General features: G+C 73.9%; 15 protein-coding genes. 3 read left to right on the forward strand and 12 right to left on the reverse strand.

The annotated features are described in order from the left end of the window. Positions 1 to 63 precede the first annotated feature (63 nt). Positions 64 to 768 carry a UdgX family uracil-DNA binding protein gene (locus AB0J68_RS07980; RefSeq protein ID WP_354859940.1) on the reverse strand — a complete coding sequence of 235 codons (705 nt, stop codon included), beginning with the start codon at positions 766 to 768 and terminating at the stop codon, positions 64 to 66. Positions 769 to 1,063: 295 nt separating this feature from the next. Further along, positions 1,064 to 2,404, reverse strand: coding sequence for an aminotransferase class I/II-fold pyridoxal phosphate-dependent enzyme (locus AB0J68_RS07985; protein WP_355066827.1), 1,341 nt, complete (start codon positions 2,402 to 2,404; stop codon positions 1,064 to 1,066). A 34-nt stretch (positions 2,405 to 2,438) separates the two neighbouring features. On the opposite strand from AB0J68_RS07985, the gene AB0J68_RS07990 reads away from it, so the two are divergent. Both AB0J68_RS07990 and leuE read left to right on the forward strand, forming a co-directional pair. Beyond that, positions 2,439 to 3,680, forward strand: coding sequence for a bifunctional pyridoxamine 5'-phosphate oxidase family protein/GNAT family N-acetyltransferase (locus AB0J68_RS07990; protein ID WP_363937053.1), 1,242 nt, complete (start codon positions 2,439 to 2,441; stop codon positions 3,678 to 3,680). Next, positions 3,680 to 4,351 (forward strand): leucine efflux protein LeuE, encoded by a 672-nt coding sequence (gene leuE / locus AB0J68_RS07995; protein WP_363937055.1) that lies wholly within the window; start codon positions 3,680 to 3,682, stop codon positions 4,349 to 4,351. The genes AB0J68_RS07990 and leuE overlap by 1 nt, the downstream gene beginning before the upstream one ends. A gap of 6 nt (positions 4,352 to 4,357) precedes the next feature. Here leuE and AB0J68_RS08000 read toward each other — a convergent pair whose 3' ends face one another. The 10 genes from AB0J68_RS08000 to AB0J68_RS08045 form a co-directional block, all read right to left on the reverse strand. Continuing rightward, the gene (locus AB0J68_RS08000) at positions 4,358 to 5,287 is read right to left on the reverse strand and encodes a sporulation protein (RefSeq protein ID WP_363937057.1); all 930 of its coding nucleotides are present in this window, start codon (positions 5,285 to 5,287) and stop codon (positions 4,358 to 4,360) included. 146 nt (positions 5,288 to 5,433) lie between these two features. Beyond that, positions 5,434 to 6,498, reverse strand: a complete 1,065-nt coding sequence (locus tag AB0J68_RS08005; RefSeq protein WP_354859928.1) for a hemolysin family protein — start codon at positions 6,496 to 6,498, stop codon at positions 5,434 to 5,436. Beyond that, positions 6,495 to 7,850 carry a hemolysin family protein gene (locus AB0J68_RS08010; protein WP_354859925.1) on the reverse strand — a complete coding sequence of 452 codons (1,356 nt, stop codon included), beginning with the start codon at positions 7,848 to 7,850 and terminating at the stop codon, positions 6,495 to 6,497. The genes AB0J68_RS08005 and AB0J68_RS08010 overlap by 4 nt, the downstream gene beginning before the upstream one ends. 161 nt (positions 7,851 to 8,011) lie before the next feature. Next, positions 8,012 to 8,419, reverse strand: a complete 408-nt coding sequence (gene mnhG / locus AB0J68_RS08015) for a monovalent cation/H(+) antiporter subunit G (protein WP_354859970.1) — start codon at positions 8,417 to 8,419, stop codon at positions 8,012 to 8,014. After that, positions 8,419 to 8,682 (reverse strand): monovalent cation/H+ antiporter complex subunit F, encoded by a 264-nt coding sequence (locus AB0J68_RS08020; protein WP_354859923.1) that lies wholly within the window; start codon positions 8,680 to 8,682, stop codon positions 8,419 to 8,421. Before AB0J68_RS08020 ends, mnhG begins: the two co-directional genes overlap by 1 nt. Then, positions 8,679 to 9,284, reverse strand: a complete 606-nt coding sequence (locus tag AB0J68_RS08025; RefSeq protein WP_363937061.1) for a Na+/H+ antiporter subunit E — start codon at positions 9,282 to 9,284, stop codon at positions 8,679 to 8,681. Before AB0J68_RS08025 ends, AB0J68_RS08020 begins: the two co-directional genes overlap by 4 nt. Next, a complete protein-coding gene (locus AB0J68_RS08030) occupies positions 9,281 to 10,786 on the reverse strand; it encodes a Na+/H+ antiporter subunit D (RefSeq protein WP_363937062.1) in 1,506 nt (501 codons plus the stop codon). The genes AB0J68_RS08025 and AB0J68_RS08030 overlap by 4 nt, the downstream gene beginning before the upstream one ends. A gap of 19 nt (positions 10,787 to 10,805) precedes the next feature. Further along, positions 10,806 to 11,294 (reverse strand): Na(+)/H(+) antiporter subunit C, encoded by a 489-nt coding sequence (locus AB0J68_RS08035; protein ID WP_363937065.1) that lies wholly within the window; start codon positions 11,292 to 11,294, stop codon positions 10,806 to 10,808. Further along, positions 11,291 to 14,125 (reverse strand): Na+/H+ antiporter subunit A, encoded by a 2,835-nt coding sequence (locus AB0J68_RS08040; protein WP_363937068.1) that lies wholly within the window; start codon positions 14,123 to 14,125, stop codon positions 11,291 to 11,293. Before AB0J68_RS08040 ends, AB0J68_RS08035 begins: the two co-directional genes overlap by 4 nt. Positions 14,126 to 14,263: 138 nt before the next feature. Further along, positions 14,264 to 14,650 carry a hypothetical protein gene (locus AB0J68_RS08045; protein ID WP_355066832.1) on the reverse strand — a complete coding sequence of 129 codons (387 nt, stop codon included), beginning with the start codon at positions 14,648 to 14,650 and terminating at the stop codon, positions 14,264 to 14,266. 178 nt (positions 14,651 to 14,828) lie between these two features. Here AB0J68_RS08045 and AB0J68_RS08050 point away from each other — a divergent pair, with 178 nt between their 5' ends. Continuing rightward, on the forward strand, positions 14,829 to 19,484 hold the full coding sequence (locus tag AB0J68_RS08050) for an ATP-dependent helicase (RefSeq protein ID WP_363937070.1): 4,656 nt from the start codon (positions 14,829 to 14,831) through the stop codon (positions 19,482 to 19,484). Positions 19,485 to 19,833 lie beyond the last annotated feature (349 nt).

Here is a 19,833-nt window from a genome sequence, read left to right on the forward strand (position 1 = left end):
GCCTCTGGCCGGGCGCGTCGGCGTTGCCTGGGCACCGCCCGACCACCGGCGGGAACACCTGGGTCAGGCGGGCAGGGCGCGGGCGGCGACCGTCAGGTCGGCGACCAGTCCCTCGTACGCCTTGTCCTGGTCGTCGGCGCGCAGGACCGCGGACGGGTGGATGGTGGCCAGCAACCGAGCCGGCGGCGCGTCGGCCCGCTTCCCCGTGTCGTCCACCGGCACCCGTTGGAAGTCCTCTGGGCGCTGGGCCGACGCGGGCCAGGGCAGCAGCTCGCCGCGCTGTCTCGTCACCCGGAAGGACGGGCCGAGCAGCGCCTTGGCGGCGGTGGCGCCGAGCACGACGACGATCTCCGGGCGCAGCCGGGCAAACTCGGCCACCAGCCAGGGCCGGCACGCGGTGATGTGCACCTGGTCCGGGGTCTGGTGGATGCGCCGCTTGCCGCGCGCCTCAAAACGAAAGTGCTTGACGGCGTTCGTGAGGTAGAGCTGCGTCGGGTCCAGCTTGGCGTCGTCGACGGCGCGGCGCAGCAGCCGTCCGGCGGGGCCGACGAAGGGCAGGCCCTTCTGGTCCTCCATGTCGCCGGGCTGCTCGCCGACGAGGACCACGCGGGCGCTCTCGTCCCCCCGGCCGAAGACGGTCTGGGTGGCGTCGCGGTACAGCTCGCAGCCCCGACAGCCACCCGACGCCGCGCGGAGTTCGTCGATGGTGTCGGCGTCGGGCGGGATGAACCGCTGGGCGCCGGGAGCGCTGTCGGTCTGCTCGGCCATGCCGACTGTTATATACCCGTTCGGTATCGCCTGCCGGGTACGCCCCGGGGTGGGCGCGGCCCGGCCGCGTCAGTAGCCGTTGCCGCCCCCGCCACCACCGGACGCGATGGCGATCAGCACAATGATGATCACGATGATGGCGATCGCGATCGCGATCCACAGCCCCTTGCGGTTCCCACCTGCAGCCATGATCAGGCACCTCCGGCGGCCCGCATACCCGCCCCACTTGCTCCGAATCGCCGCGATACCCCTTTTTCTTCCGATAAACCCCCTTAATGGGCGTCACGCTCGCAGGTCAGGTGGAGAAGCCCATTTCAGGAGAGGGATGGATGGCGCGGGCCAGGGCGGCGGCCAGGGGGGTCAGCTCCTCGACGTCCAGGGAACTGACGGTGATGCGCAGGGCGGGCGGGGCGGCGATCCGGTAGAGGGCGCCGGGCGCCACCGCCCAGCCGGCGTCCCGCAACGCGGTCAGCGCGCTGGTCTCGTCCGGCACCGGCAGCCAGACGTTGATGCCGCTGCGGCCGTGCGCGGTCAGGCCATGCTCGGCGAGCGCGGCCAACAGGCCCTCGCGCCGCAGGTCGTAGCTCTGCGCCGCCCGCCGCACCAGCTCGTCGACCGCCGGGTCCCCCCAGAGGGCGAGCACCAGCCGTTGCAGCACGGTGGACACCCAGCCGGCGCCGACCCGCGTCCGGCCGGTCACCCGGGCCACGGTGGTCTCGTCACCGGCCAGCACCGCCAGCCGCAGGTCGGGGCCGAACGGCTTGCTCACCGACCGCACGAAGGCCCAGCTTCCGGTCACGCCGGCGAGCGAATGCAGGGGTACGCGGGCCAGCTCGGCGGCGTGGTCGTCCTCGATGAGCAGCAGGTCCCGTCGGCCGGCGAGCAGAGCGCGCAGCTCCTCGGCGCGGGCGGCGGAGACGGCGGCGCCGGTCGGGTTCTGCGCCCGGCTGGTGATCACCACCGCCCGTGCTCCGGCGCTCAGCGCGGCCGCCACCCCGGCCACCAGTGGACCCTCGTCGTCCAGCGGCACACCGATCGGCCGCAGCCCGAGCGCGGCGACCAGGTCGAGCAGGTTGGCCCAGCCGGGATCCTCCACCGCCACCGCGTCACCGGGACGAAGGTGGGCGCCGAGCAGCCGCTCGATGCCGTCCAGCGCGCCGCCGGTGAGGGTGAGGTCCCCGGCGGGTACGCCGTCGGCGCTCAACCGGGCGCGGGCGGCCTCGGCCAGCTCCGGGAGCACGCCGGCCTGCGAGTAGCCGACCGGAGGACCCGCGTCGGCGGCGAGCGCGGCCAGGTGCGGGCCGATCGGGGGCAGCAGTCGGGGGTCGGGCTCGCCCCGGGACAGGTCGCGGGCGTCCGGCAGCGGTGCGGGGCGTAGCACGGAGCGGCGGGCGGCCACCGGTGGGCGCGGACGGACGCGGGTGCCGTGGCGGCCGGCGGTGGCCAGCACGCCGCGTTGGCGCAGCTCCCGATAGGCGCGGGCGACAGTGGCCGGGCTGACGCCCAGCTCGGCGGCGAGGGCCCGCACCGGCGGCAGGGCGGCGCCGGGTGGCAGGGCGCCGGTACGGATGCCCGACTCGATGCTGGCCGAAATCGCGACGGCCGTCGTCCCGCTGAACTGATAGCGTGCTGACACAAACAAGAGATTGTACTAGAACAAAGGGGCGCGCATGTATCCACCCACCGCCCGGACCACTCCCACCCGCTCGCGCGACCGGATGAGCTACGACCGGGAGGCGGCGCACGCCGTGCTCGACGAGGCGTACCACTGTGCGCTCGGCTTCACCGTCGACGGCGAGCCCCGGGTGCTGCCCACCCTGCACGTGCGCATCGGCGACACCCTCTACCTGCACGGGTCCACCGGCAGCCGGCCCCTGCTCGCCGCCCGGGGCGACGGGCTGCCCGTCTGCGTCACGGTGACCCTGCTCGACGGCCTGGTCTACGCCCGCTCGCAGTTCCACCACAGCGCCAACTACCGTTCGGTGGTCGCGCTCGGCACCGCCCGGCTGGTCACCGACGAGCACGAGAAGAGCGCCATGCTCACCGCGATGGTCGACAAGGTGGGCGCGGGACGCAGCACGGACAGCCGCCCGCCGAACCGTCGCGAGCTGGCCGAGACCGCCGTGCTGGCGCTGCCGCTGCGGGAGGTGTCCGTCCGGTCCCGCACCGGCGGGGTCCGCGAGGACGAGGCCGACCTGCACCTGCCGCACTGGGCCGGCGTACTGCCGTTGCGGCTGACCGCCGGCCTGCCGCAACCCGCCGCCGGGGTCACCGCGCCCCTGCCGGCGTACCTGCGGACGGCCCGCACGCCCTGGCACGACCCGGTGTCACTGCGCGGCGAACACGTCCTGCTGGAGCCGCTGGACCTGGCGCACGCCGACGACCTGCACAGCGCCACCGCCGACGACGACGTCTGGCGGCACCTCACCGTCACCCGGCCCACCGAGCCGGCCGGGACCGCCGAGGTGGTCGCCGCGGCGCTGGCCGCCCAGCAGCGCGGCGAGCGGGCGCCCTGGGTGCAGCGCTGCGCGAGGACCGGGGCGGTGGTCGGCACCACGTCCTACTACGAGATCAACCCGGAACGACTGTCGGTGGCGATCGGGTACACCTTCCTCGGCCGGCCGTGGTGGCGTAGCGGGATCAACACCGAGGCCAAGCTGCTGCTGCTCGGCCGGGCCTTCGACGACCTGGGCGCGGTGCGGGTCGTCTGGCACACCGACATCCGCAACGTCCGCTCGCAGGCGGCCATCGAACGACTCGGCGCCACCCGGGAGGGGGTGCTGCGGATGCACTGCCAGCGTCCGGACGGCTCGTGGCGGGACACCGTGCAGTACGCGATGACCGTCGACGAGTGGCCTAACGCACAGGCCAGGCTGCGGGAAAGACTTCTGCGGACGGCGTCGGTGGCGTGATGATGGCGGGCGTGCTGGGGATCACCGACATCTGGACGTACGTGCTGGGCACCGTGGCCATCATCCTGCTACCCGGACCGAACTCGCTCTTCGTGCTGTCCACCGCCGCCAAACGGGGTGTGGGCGTCGGCTACCGGGCCGCCAGCGGGGTGTGGGTCGGCGACGCGGTGCTGATGGTCCTCTCCGCCGCCGGGGTGGCGTCGCTGCTCAAGGCGTACCCGCCGGTCTTTCTTGTGGTCAAGTACGCCGGTGCCGCGTACCTCGGCTATGTCGGGGTGACCATGCTGCGCGGCGCCTGGCGGCGCTGGCGCGACCGCAACGACCCGGACACGCCGCGGCTCATCGACGCCGCGGAACCGGCGCAGATGCGCAGCCCGTTCCGCAAGGCGCTGGTGATCAGCCTGCTGAACCCGAAGGCGATCCTGTTCTTCATCTCGTTCTTCATCCAGTTCGTCGATCCCGACTACGCCTGGCCGGCGCTGTCGTTCCTGCTGCTCGGCCTGATCGCCCAGGTCACCAGCGCGCTCTACCTGACCGCGCTGATCTTCGCGGGCACGTTCCTGGCCGCCCAGTTCCGCCAACGGCGTCGCCTCGCCGTGGGCGGCACCACCGCAGTGGCAGCCCTCTTCCTCGCCTTCAGCCTCAAGCTCGCCACCGCCAGCGCCGGCTGACCCCCCTCAGGTCCCGTCGCCGCCGCCGGAGCCGCCTCCCACGCCTCCGCTTCCGGCCGTGCCGCCCAGCCCGTAACCGGGTTTGATCGGCTGGTCGGGGTGGCGGCTGACATGGGCGGACCGGCTGATGGTGGCGGACCAGTCGGCGTGCGCGGCAGCCGCGGCGTGCCGGTTGATCGCCTGACGTAGCCAGCGGTCCACGGTGGCGACCCAGTCCCGCTGCCCGGCGTCCGCGTGCCAGATCCGGAACCGGCTGATGCTCTGGTGGGTGATCCCGGCCAGCGACAGCCGACGGTCCAGCCACATGATCACCTCCAGGCCCGCCGAGTTCGTCACGAAGATCAGCTCAAGCTCGGTGATCGGGCCGGCGTAGAGCGGGCCCACCCAGTAGCCCCACCGCTGGTGCAGCGGCAGGGTGTGCTCCACCCCCGGCAGCCCGCCCTCCTGCAACCCGGATTGGCGGATCATGAAGCCGAGCGTGGCCAGCGCCGCCAGCACGTGCTGCTGGGTGGGGATCGGGTGCACGAGGACCGGCACCATGGCCCCCTGGTCCAGATCCGGGTCGACGGACACCTCGGTCCGCAGACCCATCCGCAGGCTCAGCAACGGCACCCCGCCGAACGTGGTCACCGGGATCTCCCACGGCAACGGCAACGCGAAGTCGACCGCCCGCCGGCGACCCGCCGGCACCACGAACCGCCCGGCGATCGGCAGCGAGAAGAACTGCACGAGGCGCCGGGGCGCGGCCGGGTCGTCCGGCTCGACAGTGGTGACCAGGCCGAGCCGGATGTGGCGTACGAGCACGTCGTCCGGCCCGGCGGCGAGGGTCACCCGCCCCGGCAGACGCAGGCCCGGACGGGTGCTCGGGTTCGGCAGCGTGGTCCGCACGGACAGCCCGGTCCAGCCGGAGTCCCGAGACACCCCCGTCAACCGCACCGCGCGCCCCCTCGCGGGACGAGGCCCCCCTGGCCCCGGACCGACCGCGCCTACCCGGTCGCGGTCACCTCACGCCCGCCGCCTCGACCGGATGCTGACGCGCCGACCCGCCGCACCGCAGCAGCGCGGTCGGGTCGGCGTGCGCCTCACCGCAACCGCCGGCCCCGCGGCACCGTGTCGGTCTCGTCGTCGAACTCGCCGATGACCTCCTCCAGCAGGTCCTCCAGAGCGACGAAGCCGATCGGGCGGGCCGGACCACCGCCGTTGCGCACCAGCGCGAGCTGGGACTGCCGGGCGCGCATCGCGGCCACCGCCTCGGTGACCGAGGACGTCGCCGGGAGGGTGAAAGCCGGCGTCATCAGCTCCCCGGCGGTGGCGGCCCGGCCGGTGGTGACCACCCGTACCGCCTCCCGGACGTGCACCAGGCCACAGACGTCGCCGCTGGAGTCCAGGACCGCCAGCCGCGACCGGCCGCTGTCCCGGCTGACCTGCTCGATCCGCTCGGCCGGGTCGTCGCGCCGGACGGTGACCATGGTGGCGAACGGCTCCATCACCTGCGCCACCGACGTGCCCTGCAACTCCAGCATGCTGGTGAGCAGCTGGTGCTGCTCAGCGCCGAGCAACCCGTGCTCGCGGGACTGCTCCAGCAGCATCCGCAGCTCGTCCGGGCCGTGCACCTGGGCGAGCTGATCCTGCTGGTTGACCCCGACCAGGCGCAGGATCGCGTTGGCCAGCGCGTTCAACGCCGACAGCACCGGCCGGGACACCCGGGCGAAGGCCCGGAACGGCAGCGCGAGCAGCGTCGCCGAACGCTCGGCGTCGGTGATCGCCCACGACTTCGGCGCCATCTCCCCCACCACCAGGTGCAGGAAGGTCACCAGAGCGAGGGCGAAGACCAGGGCGACCACGTGACTGGCCGCGTCGGGCAGCCCCACCGCGTGCAGCAGCGGGCTGATCAGGTGCTCGATCGCCGGTTCGGCCAGCGCGCCGAGCCCCAGGGTGCACAGCGTGATGCCCAGCTGCGCCCCGGCCAGCATCAGCGACAGCTCGCGGACACCGTCCAGCGCGGCCCGGGCCGCCCGGCCGCCGCTGGCCGCCGCCTGCTCCAGCCGGTACCGCTTGCTGGCCACCAGGGCGAACTCGGCGGCCACGAAGAACCCGTTCAGCGCCAGCAGGACCCCCGAGCTGAACAACGCGATGCCGGGGCTCACGCGGTCACCCCCGGCGTGCTCAGTTGCAGCCGTACCGAGTCGGCGACGTGCCGGTCCACGGCGAGCACCTCGACCAGGGCCCGAGGCTCCGCCTCACCGTCTTCGACCTCGGCACCCTCGGGCAGCAGGCTGATCTCCAGCCGGTCGCCGACCTCCGGCACCCGGCCCAGCTCGCGCATGACCAGCCCGGACAGCGTGTCGTACTCCGGGGCTTCGGGCAGCGCGATGCCGGTGCTGTCGGCGACCTCGTCGATCCGCCAGCGGGCCGGCACCACCCACGAGCCGTCGTCCTGCCGCGCGGGGGCGCGCTCCGGCGGGTCGTCCTCGTCCCGGATCGGGCCGACCAGCTCCTCCGCGATGTCCTCCAGCGTGATCACACCGGCGAAGCCGCCGTACTCGTCCACCACGCAGGCCATCTGCCGGTGCCCGGACCGCAGGCGGTCCAGCACCGTGGGCAGGGGCAGGGTCTCCGGCACGAGCAGCGGCGGCCCCGCCACCGCGCTCACCGGGGTGGTGGCCCGCTCCCCCGGCGGTACGCCGAGCACCTCGGCGATCCCGACGATGCCGATCAGGTCGTCGACGCCCTCGGCACCCCGCACCGGGAAGCGGGAGTGGCCGGTGTCCAGCAGCTCGACCACCCGGCTCACCGGCTCCTGCGCCCGGACGGTGTGCACGTCGACGCGCGGCACCATCGCCTCGCCGGCGGTCAGCTCGCGGAAGTCGAGCCCGCGGTCGAGCAGCGTGGACATCTCGGCGTCCAGGCTGCCCTCCTCGCGGGACTCGGCGATGATCTGTTCCAGGTCGGCGGGGGTGGCGCCGCTGGGCAGCTCCTCGATCGGCTCGATGCCGACCCGGCGCAGCAGGCGTATCGACGCGCGGTCGAAGAGCCGGATCACCGGCCCGGCCATCGCCAGGTAGAGGAGGGTGGACCGGCTCAGCGCCCGGGCGAGTGACTCGGCTCGGGCGATGGCGAGGTTCTTCGGGGCCAGCTCGCCGAGGACCATCTGCACCACGGTGGCGATGACCAGGGCCAGCGCCACCGACAGCGGCAGGCTGACCGACTCGCGGAGACCGGCGACGCCGAACAGGTCGGCGAGGCCGCCGCCGAGGTACGGCTCGGCGACGTAGCCGACCAGCAGGGCGGTGACGGTGATGCCTAGTTGCGCGCCGGAGAGCACGAAGGAGAGCCGGCTGGTGACGGTGAGGGCCCGGGCGGCGGCCTGGTCGCCGTCGTCGGCGAGCTGGCGCAGCTTGCCCCGGTCCACGGCGACATAGCCGAACTCCTGCGCCACGAAGTAACCGGTGGCGGCAGTGAGCAGGATGATCAAGAGAAGGCCGACGACGATCAACACGGGTCGCTCAGGGCTCCCGGGGCCGTCGGGACGGGAATATGCCGGGCACGACCCGGCTGGCTACTGCTGCCCTCCTGGGCAGAAGAGTCGATCATGCCGCTATTTTATCGGCGTTGCCTGGGACTCCGCTGAGGGTGGGCCGAAGGCGTCGATCGTCCGGTTCACTCCGGCCGGGCGCGGCCGTCGCCGGGTCCGCCGCCCGCCGGGCGCTCGGCCAACTCGTCGGCGTCGAGCAGGCCGCGGTCGAACCGGCCGGACCGGTACGCGGCCCGGCCGATCATCTGTGCCGCGACCGGCGCGGTGGCCAACTGGAAGACCGCCACCAGCAGGATCGTGCCGACGTCGGCCGCGGACCGCAGCCGTAGCGTGATGCCGAGCAGCAGCAGGAGCACTCCCAGCACCTGGGGTTTGGTGGCCGCGTGCATCCGGGACAGGGCGTCCGGGAAGCGCAGCACACCGATCGCGGCGGACAGGGCGAGCAGCGCGCCGGTCACCAGGCAGGCGGCGCCGAGCCAGTCGGCAGCCGTCGCGAGCACACCGGCCGCCGAGTGTCCGCCGGTCGCCACCATCACGCCTGCTCCCGCACGGCGAAGCGGACCAGGGACACCGAGCCGACGAAACCGAGCAGGGAGAGCACCACCAGCACGGGCAGCGTGGTGGCGTGCCGGTTGACCGCCGCCTCCGCGCCCACCGCGCCGACCATGGTGGCGAGCAGCATGTCCGCCGCGATCACCCGGTCCAGCAGCGAGGGGCCCCGGTAGAGCCGGATCAGCGCGAGCAGCGCGGTCACCGACAGCAGGGTGGTGAGGACGACGGCCAGGAACGTGATCATTGGGAGTTTCCCTTCTCGACGGGATGGGGCCCGACGCGGCGCAGTTCGGCGGCGCTGCCCACCGCCCGGACGATCCGTCGCTCGACGTCGAGGGTGCGTTCCCGGGAGAGGGCCAGGTCCGCCGGCCCGTGGGTGTCCAGCACGTGCAGGTAGAGCGTCGCCGACTCCCGGTCCACCTCGAGGATCAGCGTGCCCGGCACCAGCGAGACCGCCTCGGCGGTGAGCGCCAGGTTCAGGTCGGTGGGAACCCGCAGCGCCAGGGCGATGATCGCCCCGCGCGGGCGGTAGCCGGGTTGCACGGCGATCCGGGCGATGTGCAGGCTCGCGCTGACGAGTTCGACGGCGAACCGGCCCGCGAACGCCACCAGGGCACCCGGCCGCAGCCGGCCGCCGAAGCTGACCGCCGGCAGCGGAAAGAACACCAGGACCGCGCCGCCCACCAGCAGGCCACCGATGATGTTGGCGAGGTTGATCGAACCCCAGAGCAGGTTCCAGACGAGCACCAGCCAGCCGAGCGCCAACGCCTGGTCCCGCCAACGCCCGAACCGGCTCCGCACCGGCGGGGTCGCGCCCGTCGGGGTCGTCGCACGCGGGCCGGTCACGGCACGACACCGGGCAGGACGGCCCGCACGTACGGCGTACGCAGGAGCAGGTCGGTGGCCGCGTCGGCGGTGACGTCGAAGAGCGGGCCGGCCAGCACGGTGAGCGTCAACCCGAACGCGACCAGGGCGGCGGTCGCGCCGACCATCACGGTGGGCAGCCGGACGGTGGGCTCGCTGGAGACAGTCCGGGGCGCCCGCCAGAACGCGATGTTCCACACCCGGGAGGCCACGTACAGGGTGAGCAGGCTGGTCAGCGTGCCGGCCGCCACCAGCGTCAAGGGCAGCGCCCCGCCGGCCGCCACACCGGCCTGGAGCAGGCCGAGCTTGCCGAGGAACCCGGAGAACGGCGGCACCCCGGCGAGATTCATCGCCGGGACGAAGAAGAGGACGCCGAGCAGGGGCGCCATTCGGGCCAGGCCGCCGAGACGACGCAGATCGGTGCTGCCGGCCCGCTCCTCGACCAGGCCGGCCACCAGGAACAGCGTGGTCTGGATGGTGATGTGGTGCACCACGTAGAAGATCGCGCCGGCGAGACCGGCGGCGGTGCTCAACGCCACCCCGAAGATCATGTAGCCGATGTGGCTGACCAGGGTGAACGAGAAGAGCCGCTTCATGTCCGACTGCGCCACCGCGCCGAGGATGCCGACCAGCATGGTCAGCCCGGCGACGACCATGAGCAGACCGTCGACCTGACCACCCGGAAACAGCAACGTCTCGGTACGGATGATCGCGTACACGCCGACCTTGGTGAGCAGCCCCGCGAACACGGCGGTGACCGGGGCCGGGGCCGTGGGATAGCTGTCCGGCAGCCAGGCCGACAGCGGGAAGACCGCCGCCTTGATCGCGAACGCGAGCAGCAGCATCAGTTGCAGGGTCAACCGGACGTTGTCCGGCAGGTCGTCGAGGCGCTGGGCGAGCTGCGCCAGGTTGAGCGTGCCGGTGGCCGCGTACACCAGCCCCACCGCGGCCAGGAAGATCATCGAGGAGAGGATGCTGACCACCACGTACGTCGACCCGGTGCGGATCCGCGTCTCGGTGCCGCCCAGCGTGATCAGCACGAAGCTGGCCGCCAGCAGGATCTCGAAGCCGACGAACAGGTTGAACAGGTCGCCCGCCAGGAACGCGTTGGTGACACCCGCGGTGAGCACCAGGTACGTCGGGTGGAAGATGACCACCGGCGCGCTCTCGCTGGTCTCGCTGCGGCCCTGGCCGATCGAGTACAGCAGCACGCAGAGGGTCACCGCCGAGGACACCACAAGCATCAGCGCGGCCAACTGGTCGGCCACCAGCACGATGCCGACCGGTGGCGGCCACCCGCCGATCGCGAGCACCACCGGCCCGTGCCGGTACGCCTGCACCAGCAGCACCACCGCGACGGTGAACGTGACGGCCAGACAGAGCACGCTGACCGCCCGCTGCACCCGGGGCCGGGTGGCCAGCAGCAGGGTCAGCGCCGCGCCGAGCAGCGGCACCACCACCGGCAGCGGCAGGAGCCTGCTCACCACGTCCCCCGCGCCCCGCTCACGGCGCCCCGTCCCCTCTGCCACGCCGGAGTCGTCGGCGGGCCGGCTCGGGATCGACCTGCTCCGGGTCGGCGTCCGGGCCCTCCCCGCCGTGGTCGACGGCCCCCACCTCGTTGCGCCCGGCCCGGCGGATGATCTGGCGGTCCTCCAGGTCGTCGGGCACCTCGTCGTCGCCGGTGAGATACCAGCTCCGGTACGCGACGGCGAGCAGGAACGCGGTGAACCCGAACGTGATCACGATGGCGGTCAGCACCATCGCCTGCGGCAGCGGGTCACTCATCTGGTCCACCGGCCCGGTGCCCACGACCGGCGCGCCACCGGACCGGCCGCCCAGCAGGATCAGCAGGTTGACCCCGTTGCCGAGCAGGATCACGCCGAGCAGGATCCGGGTGAGGCTGCGCTCCAGCAGCAGGATCACCCCGCAGCCGACCAGCACCGCGACGGCGAGCACCAACACCATCGTGGGTCCGGGGCCACTCGCCGTCATGTCCGGCCGCCCTTGTCGACGGCCAGACCGCCGCTCGCCGTGCCGGTGGCCTCGATGTGCCGGTCCACCTCGGCGCCGAGGCTGCGCAGGATGTCCAGCATCAGCCCGATCACGATCAGGTACACGCCGATGTCGAAGAACAGCGAGGTGACGAGGTGGGCGTCGCCGATCAGCGGCAGGGACAGGTCGAGCTTGGCGCTCTCCAGCACCGACCCACCGGCCGCCAGCGCCACCGCGCCGGAGCCCACCGCCACGGCCAACCCCGCGCCGAGGATCAGGCCGGCGCCCACCGGGGCGGCCTCGGTCAGCTCGTACCGGCCGCCGGCCAGGTAGCGGACCGCCAGCGCGAGCCCCGCCACCAGTCCGCCCGAGAACCCGCCGCCCGGCGCGTTGTGCCCAGAGAAGAGCAGGAACAGCGAGAACAGCACCACCGTGTGGAAGATCAGCCGGGTGACCACCTCCAGCACGAGCGAACGCTGCTCCTCGTAGAGGGTCGGGCCGCCCCGCAACCAGACCGGCCGGTCGGACCGGGCCGCTCGATCGGCCGACTCCGGCCGGCGCGGTCGCGGCCCGGTACGGGACCGCTCGAAGATCAGGCTGGCCACCCCGGTGGCGGCCACCACCAGCACCGCCACCTCCCCCATGGTGTCCCAGGCCCGGATGTCGACCAGGGTCACGTTGACCACGTTGCGGCCGTACGCCTCGCCCACCGCCAGGTCCGGGAAGACTGCGGAGATGTCCGGTGCGCGACGGGCCCCGGCCGCGACGAGGGCGAGCCCGCCCGCCGCCACGCCCATCGCCACGCCGATCACCCGGCGGGTCCATCGGCTGCGGCGGAGCGGACGGGCCGAGAAACGCTCCGGCAGACGGCGCAGCACCAGCACGAACACGGCGATGGTCGCGGTCTCCACCAGGAACTGCGTGAGCGCGAGATCCGGTGCGCCGTGCAGGATGAACAGCATGGCGGTGCCGTAGCCGGTCATCCCCACCAGCAGCATCGCGGTCAACCGCCGGCGGGCGCCGACCGCGAGCAGCGCGGCCACCGCGATCACCACCACGACCACCGGTTGCAACGGGTTGTCCCAGAGCGGGAGCCCGGCCCGCCACGGCCCGGCGGCGAGCATCGCCCCACCGGGCAGCAGCACGAGGGTGATCAGGATGATGCCCAGGTACTGCGGCAGGGAGCCCCGCTGGGTCGCGCCGGTGACCTCGATGGCGAGGCGGTCGAACCGGCCGACGGTCCACTCGTACCCCTGATTGCCGCTGACCGGCGCGCGGAGCCGGGCCAACACCGGGGCGAGCGGTCCGCGTAGCGCGAAGAGCAGGCCGCCGCCGGCGAGCGCCAGCACGGACAGACCGAGCGCCGCGGTCGGCCCGGGCCAGAGCGTCAGGTGCCCGTCGACCGCGCCGAGCAGTTCGGCGTACGGGCTGAGCAGGCCGTCCAGCACGCCGGCGGCGGGGCCGGCGAGCAGCCCGACGACGGCGAGCACGGCCGGGGGGACCAGCATCGACGCCGCGATCGGCACCGGCTCGACCGGTTCGACGCCCGGCCGGTCGGCGAACGCGCCCCAGAGGAAGCGGGCGCTGTACGCCACGGTGAGCACCGTCCCGGCGACCAGCCCGGTGAGGAGCACCGGGTCGTCGGTGAACGCCGCGAAGACCGCCTCCTTGGCGACGAACCCGACCAGCGGCGGCACGCCTGCCATCGACGCCGCCGCCAGCACCGCGACCGCGAACAACGGCCGCGACCAGCGCCGCAGCCCGGACAGCTCGCGCAGGTCGCGGGTGCCGGCGCCGTGGTCGATGACGCCGACGACCAGGAACAGCGCCGCCTTGAACAGGGCGTGCGCCAGCAGCATCGCCGTGGCGGCCAGCGCGGCGTCCGGGGTGCCCGCGCCCGTCACCGCGACCAGCAGGCCCAACTGGCTGACCGTCCCGTACGCCAACAACAGCTTCAGGTCGGTCTGCCGCAGCGCCGCCCAGCCGCCGATGAGCATGGTGGCCACACCGGCGATGAGCACCACGGGCCGCCACGGGCCGACCGTGGCGAGCACCGGCGTGAGCAGCCCGACCAGGTAGACGCCCGCCTTGACCATGGCGGCGGCGTGCAGGTACGCGCTGACCGGGGTGGGCGCCGCCATCGCGACCGGCAGCCAGGAGCTGAACGGCAGCACCGCCGACTTGGACAGGGCCCCGGCCAGGATCAGCAGCACCGCCGTGATCAGGTAGCCGCCGCCGGGCAGCGGGTGGGTGGCGATCTCCGACCAGCGGTAGCTGCCGGCGTGCTGGCCGAGCAGGATGAACCCGACCAGCATGGCCAGCCCGCCCGCCGTGGTGACGGTCAACGCCTGCGCCGCCGCCCACCGGCTGGACCGGCGTTCGGTGCTGTGCCCGATCAGCAGGTACGAGAAGATCGTCGTCAGCTCCCAGCCGACGTAGAGCAGCAGCAGGTCGTCGGCGAAGACCAGGACGAGCATCGCGCCGGCGAAGGCGACCAGGACGGCGGCGAACTGCGCCATCCCGGGCGCGCCCGCGTCGAAGTACCGGGCGCTGTAGACCAGCACCAGCGCGCCGACGCCGCCGATCAACAGGGTCAGGAGCCAGGACAGCGTGGTGAGGCGCAGCGCGATGTCCAGGTCCAACTGCCCGATCCACGGGTACGTCTCGACCACCGCGCCGCCGTGACCGACGGCCGGGGTGCGGGCCAGCGCCCAGCCGAACGCGGCGGCCGGCGCGAGCGCCAGCGGATAGCACGCGCGCGGACCCCACCACCGGACGAGCAGCGGCGCGGCGAGGGCCGCCACGAGGTGGAGGATGAGCAGTACCAGCACCCGCACTCCCGATCGAGGTGGCCGACGCCCGTACAGCGGTGGCGCCTAGCAGCGATCGAACGCCAGTTCTCCGCCCTTCGGGCGGTTTTGCCGGAATCAGCCCGCTATGAGCCCTGGTGTGCGGTCGGCGGGCGACGGTCAGCGCAGCAGGGCGTCGCCGACGGTCAGCTCGTCGTCGAGGTCCGAGCTCTCCAGGTGCAGCTCGCTCAGCAGATCGACGCGGCCGAGCTGGCGGGCGACCTTCGCGACGACCCGCTCCGCGACAGCGAGGGACCGCATCGAGAGCAGCCGGCCGCGGCTCTCCCGGCGGAGCACGAAATAGTGCACGGCGACGCGGACCTGCCCCCGGTCGGCGGCGCTGGCCTGGGCGGTGGAGACGACCATCTCGCGCAGGCAACGGGCGAGGCGTTCGGCGAGCTCCAGCTCGGGCCCGTGCAGGCCGCCGCGGAGCGTGGCGAGGTGACTGTCGACCTTGCGGATCAGCACATCGGTGGCGGGTTCGACGTGTCGCGGCTCGCCGGCCATCCGATCCCCTCCACCCGGTTCGCGTTGCGGGTGAAGTTACTTTATGTTGCTCCTTACAAGCAAGCAGTTAAGTGAGACTTAACGTATTAATGGCGCATCCATCGCTTTTTCCATCCAGCTCGGCACGTTCCCCCGTGGGCCGCTCGTGGTTGTCGTACCGGCGGGGCAGGATGGACCGGTGAGCGGGGCAGACGCGGGCAAGGGCGAGGTGCTGGAGGGGTTCGGTCCCGCCACCCGCGCCTGGTTCGACGCCGCCTTCGCCGCGCCCACCGCCGCCCAGACCGGCGCCTGGCGATCCGTCGCCGCCGGCCGCAACGCCCTCGTCGTGGCGCCCACCGGCTCCGGCAAGACGCTCGCCGCCTTCCTCTGGTCGCTGGACCGGCTGGCCCGCGAGCCCGCACCGGCCGAGGCACGGCAGCGGTGCCGGGTGCTCTACGTCAGCCCGCTCAAGGCTCTCGCCGTCGACGTGGAGCGCAACCTGCGCGCCCCGCTGGCCGGCATCCGGCAGGCGGCGACCCGGCTCGGCGTGACGCCGCCGGACATCACCGTCGGCATGCGCACCGGCGACACACCTGCCGACGAGCGACGGGCCTTCGCCCGCACCCCACCGGACATCCTCATCACCACGCCCGAGTCCCTGTTCCTGCTGCTCACCTCCGCCGCTCGGGACTCGCTGCGCGGCGTCCAGACGGTGATCGTCGACGAGGTGCACGCGGTGGCCGGCAGCAAGCGGGGCGCCCACCTCGCCCTGTCGCTGGAACGCCTGGACGAGCTGCTGCCCACGCCGGCACAACGGATCGGCCTCTCCGCCACCGTCCGGCCGGTCGACGCCTGCGCCCGGTTCCTCGGCGGCGCCCGGCCGGTCGACGTCGTGCAGCCGGCCACGGCGAAGACCATCGAGGTCAGCGTGCAGGTCCCCGTGGAGGACATGACCCGCCTCGACGAGCAGGAGCAGCCGCCGGAGGATTCCCTCGGCGGTCCCGGGCCACGCCGTGCCTCGATCTGGCCGGCCGTCGAGGAGCGGGTCTTCACGCTCATCGGTCAGCACCGCTCCACCATCGTCTTCACCAACTCCCGCCGCAGTGCCGAGCGCCTGTGCGCACGGCTCAACGAGCTGGCCGCCGAGGAGGTCGCCTCCGCCGCGATCGCCTCCGCGTCGGCCGTGGGCGCGATCGACGTACCGGATGGGTTGTCGGTGGGCGACGAGCCGGCGGCCGACGGCGGCCCGGCGCCCGGCGCGCAGCGGTGGGGTGGCCCGGCCGAGGTGATGGCCCAGTCCGGCGCGGCCACCGGCGCCGCGCCGGTGATCGCCCGCGCGCACCACGGCAGCGTCTCGCGCGAGGAGCGCAAGCACATCGAGGAGGCGCTCAAGTCCGGCCAGCTCCCGGCGGTGGTGGCCACCTCCAGCCTGGAGCTGGGCATCGACATGGGCGCGGTCGACCTGGTGGTGCAGATCGAGGCCCCACCGAGCGTCGCCGCCGGCCTGCAACGCGTTGGCCGGGCCGGGCACCAGGTGGGCGCGGTCTCCCGCGGGGTGGTCTTCCCCAAGCACCGTGGCGACCTGCTGTCCTGCGCGGTCGTCGCCGAGCGGATGACCGACGGCGCGATCGAGGAGCTGCACTACCCGCGCAACCCGCTGGACGTGCTGGCCCAGCAGATCGTCGCGATGGTGGCCCTGGAGCCGTGGCGGGTCGGCGACCTGGCCGTGCTGGTCCGCCGGGCCGCGCCCTTCAACGAGCTGCCCGACTCCGCGCTGCACGCCGTGCTGGACATGCTCTCCGGCCGCTACCCGTCCACCGCGTTCGCCGAGCTGCGCCCCCGGTTGGTCTGGGACCGGGCCAGCGACCTGCTCACCGGCCGGCCCGGCGCGCAGCGCCTCGCGGTGACCAGCGGCGGCACCATCCCCGACCGGGGTCTGTTCGGGGTCTTCCTGGCCGGCGCCGAGCGGGCCGCCCGGGTTGGCGAGCTGGACGAGGAGATGGTCTACGAGTCGCGGGTCGGCGACGTCTTCCTGCTCGGCTCCTCGTCCTGGCGCATCGAGGAGATCACACCCGACCGGGTGCTGGTCTCCCCCGCGCCCGGCCAGGCCGCCAGGATGCCGTTCTGGAAGGGCGACCAGCTGGGCCGCCCGGTCGAGCTGGGTCGGGCCATCGGCGCCCGGGTGCGCACCCTCCTGCGGTTGAGCGACGAGGCGGCGCTGGCCGCGCTGCGCGACGGCGGGCTGGACGACTGGGCCGCCGCCAACCTGATGGCCTACCTGCGCGACCAGCGGGAGGCCACCCGCTCGCTGCCCGACGACCGCACCATCGTGGTCGAGCGGTTCCGCGACGAGCTGGGCGACTGGCGGCTGGCCGTGCACAGCGTTCTCGGCGCGCGGGTCAACGGGCCGTGGGCCCTCGCCGTGGGCCGCCGGCTGGCCGAGCGGTACGGGGTGGACGCCCAGGTGATGCCGTCGGACGACGGGATCGTGGTGCGCCTGCCCGACACCGCCGACGAGCCACCCGGCGCCGACGTGGTGGTCTTCGAACCCGACGAGATCGCCCAGCTCGTGGAGGAGTCGGTCGGCACGTCCGCGCTCTTCGCCGCCCGTTTCCGGGAGTGCGCCGCCCGCTCGCTGCTGCTGCCCCGCCGCGACCCGCGCCGCCGCCAGCCGCTCTGGCAGCAGCGGCAACGCGCCGCGCAACTACTCGACGTCGCCCGCGAGTACGCCGACTTCCCGGTCACCCTGGAGGCCGCCCGGGAGTGCCTCCAGGACGTCTTCGACCAGCCGGCGCTGGCCGGGCTCATGCGCGACCTGGCGGCCCGCAAGGTCCGCCTGGTCGAGGTGGAGACCAGCGCGCCGTCCCCGTTCGCCCGGTCGCTGCTCTTCGGCTACGTCGGGGCGTTCCTCTACGAGGGCGACGCCCCGCTCGCCGAGCGCCGGGCCGCCGCCCTCGCGCTGGATTCCACCCTCCTCGGCGAGCTGCTCGGCCGGGTCGACCTACGCGAGCTGCTGGATCCGGCGGTGCTCGCCGAGACCGATCGGCAACTGCGCTGGCTGACCGACCAGCGCCGCCCGCGCGACGCGGAGGACGTGGTCGAGCTGCTGCGGGTGCTCGGCGACCTGAGCGACGCCGAGGTGACCGAGCGGGGCGTACCGGAGGGCTGGCTGACCGAGTTGGAGGCCACCCGCCGGGTGCTGCGGGTCCGCATCGCTGGCGAGCAGCGCTGGGTGGGCATCGAGGACGCCGCCCGGCTGCGCGACGCCCTCGGCGTGGCGCTGCCGGTCGGGGTGGCCGAGGCGTACCTCGCCCCGGTGGCTGACCCGCTGGGTGACCTGGTGGCCCGCTACGCCCGCACCCACGGGCCGTTCGCGGCGGCGAGCTGCGCGGCGCGCTTCGGGCTCGGGGTGTTCGTCGTCGAGCAGGCGCTGCGCCGCCTCGCCGCCACCGGCCGCGTCGTCTCCGGGGAGTTCACACCGGACACGGCCGGCGCCCAGTGGTGCGACGCCGAGGTGCTGCGGATGTTGCGCCGCCGTTCGCTCGCGGCGCTACGGCGGGAGATCGAGCCGGTGCCGCCCCGGGCGCTGGCCACGTTCCTGCCGCGCTGGCAGCAGGTCGGCTCGTCCGCCCGGGGCGTGGAGGCGCTCGCCGCCACCGTGGAGCAGTTGCAGGGCGCGGCGGTGCCGGCGTCCGCGCTGGAGCGGCTGGTGCTGCCCGGCCGGGTCGCCGACTACTCCCCCGCCCACCTCGACGAGTTGTGCGCCAGCGGTGAGGTGCTCTGGGCCGGGTCCGGGGCGATCTCCGGGGGCGACGGCTGGGTCACCCTGGCGTACGCGGACGCCGCGCCGCTGCTGCTCCCGCCGCCCGACGAGGCGCTGACCCGTACCCCGCTGCACGACGCGGTACTCGACGCGCTCGGCGACGGGCAGGCGCTGTTCTTCCGCGCACTGGCCGACCGGGTCGGCTCCACCGACGACACCGCGCTGACCGGGGTGATCTGGGATCTGGTCTGGGCAGGCCACCTCACCAACGACACCCTCGCCCCGCTGCGGGCGGTCCTCGGCGCCGGTGGTGCGCACCGGTCGCGGCCCTCCGCGCCGCGCACCCGCTACCGGCGGCCCGGCCGGGTGGCGCTGCCCACCCGGAGCGGCCCACCGACCGTCGCCGGCCGCTGGTCGCGTCTTCCCGAGCGGGACCTCGACCCGACGAGGCGGGCCGCCGCCCTCGCCGACGTGCTGCTGGAACGGCACGGCGTGGTCACCCGGGGCGCGGTGATGGCCGAGCAGGTGGTCGGCGGGTTCTCCGCCGTCTACCCGGTGCTGTCGGCGCTGGAGGAGCGCGGCGCGGCCCGCCGGGGCTACTTCGTCGAGGGCCTCGGCGCGGCGCAGTTCGCGGTGCCCGGCGCGGTGGACCGGCTCCGCGCGCTTGCCGACCCGGCCGACGGCGCGCGCGGCCGGAGCGGGCCGACCACAGTCCTCGCGGCCACCGACCCCGCCAACCCGTACGGCGCGGCGCTGCCCTGGCCGGAACGCGTCGTCGACTCCGGCGACGGGGCCGCCCCCGCGACCGGGCACCGGGCCGGTCGCAAGGCCGGCGCGCTGGTGGTGCAGGTCGCCGGTGACCTGGTGCTGTACGTGGAACGCGGCGGCCGGACGCTGCTCTCCTTCACCGACGACGCCGAAACGCTCGCGGCGGCCGGTAAGGCGCTCGCCGACGCCGTCCACTCCGGAGCGTTGGGCGCGATGTCGGTGGAGCGGGCCGACGGCGAGGCGGTGCACTCCTCGCCGCTGCGGGACGCGCTGACCGCCGCCGGCTTCCGGGCCACCCCGCGCGGCCTGCGCCTGCGCGGCTGATCAGACCGCGCGACGCCAGCGCGGCGGCCACCTGGCCCACTGGCCGTCCGGCCCGCTTGGGCCACTCGGCGCACCCGGCCCGCCCGGCCCACTTGGGCCACCAGGCCCACCGGGCCCACCCGGCCCGCGCCCACCCGGCCCACTTGGGCCAGGGCCACTTGGGCCACTTGGGCCACTTCGGGCACTTGGGCCACCCGGCCCACGCGACATGCTGCGCCGGGCGGTGTCGGCCCACCAGGCCCACCCGGCCCACTTGGCCCGCCAGATCCACCGGCCCACCGGCTAGCCAATCTCCCGTCGAGCGATATGACTGTGAGTCATAAATATGACTCACAGTCATATCGCTCAC

Origin of the sequence: Micromonospora sp. NPDC049580 (assembly GCF_040675595.1) — a bacterium.
GTDB lineage: Bacteria > Actinomycetota > Actinomycetes > Mycobacteriales > Micromonosporaceae > Micromonospora.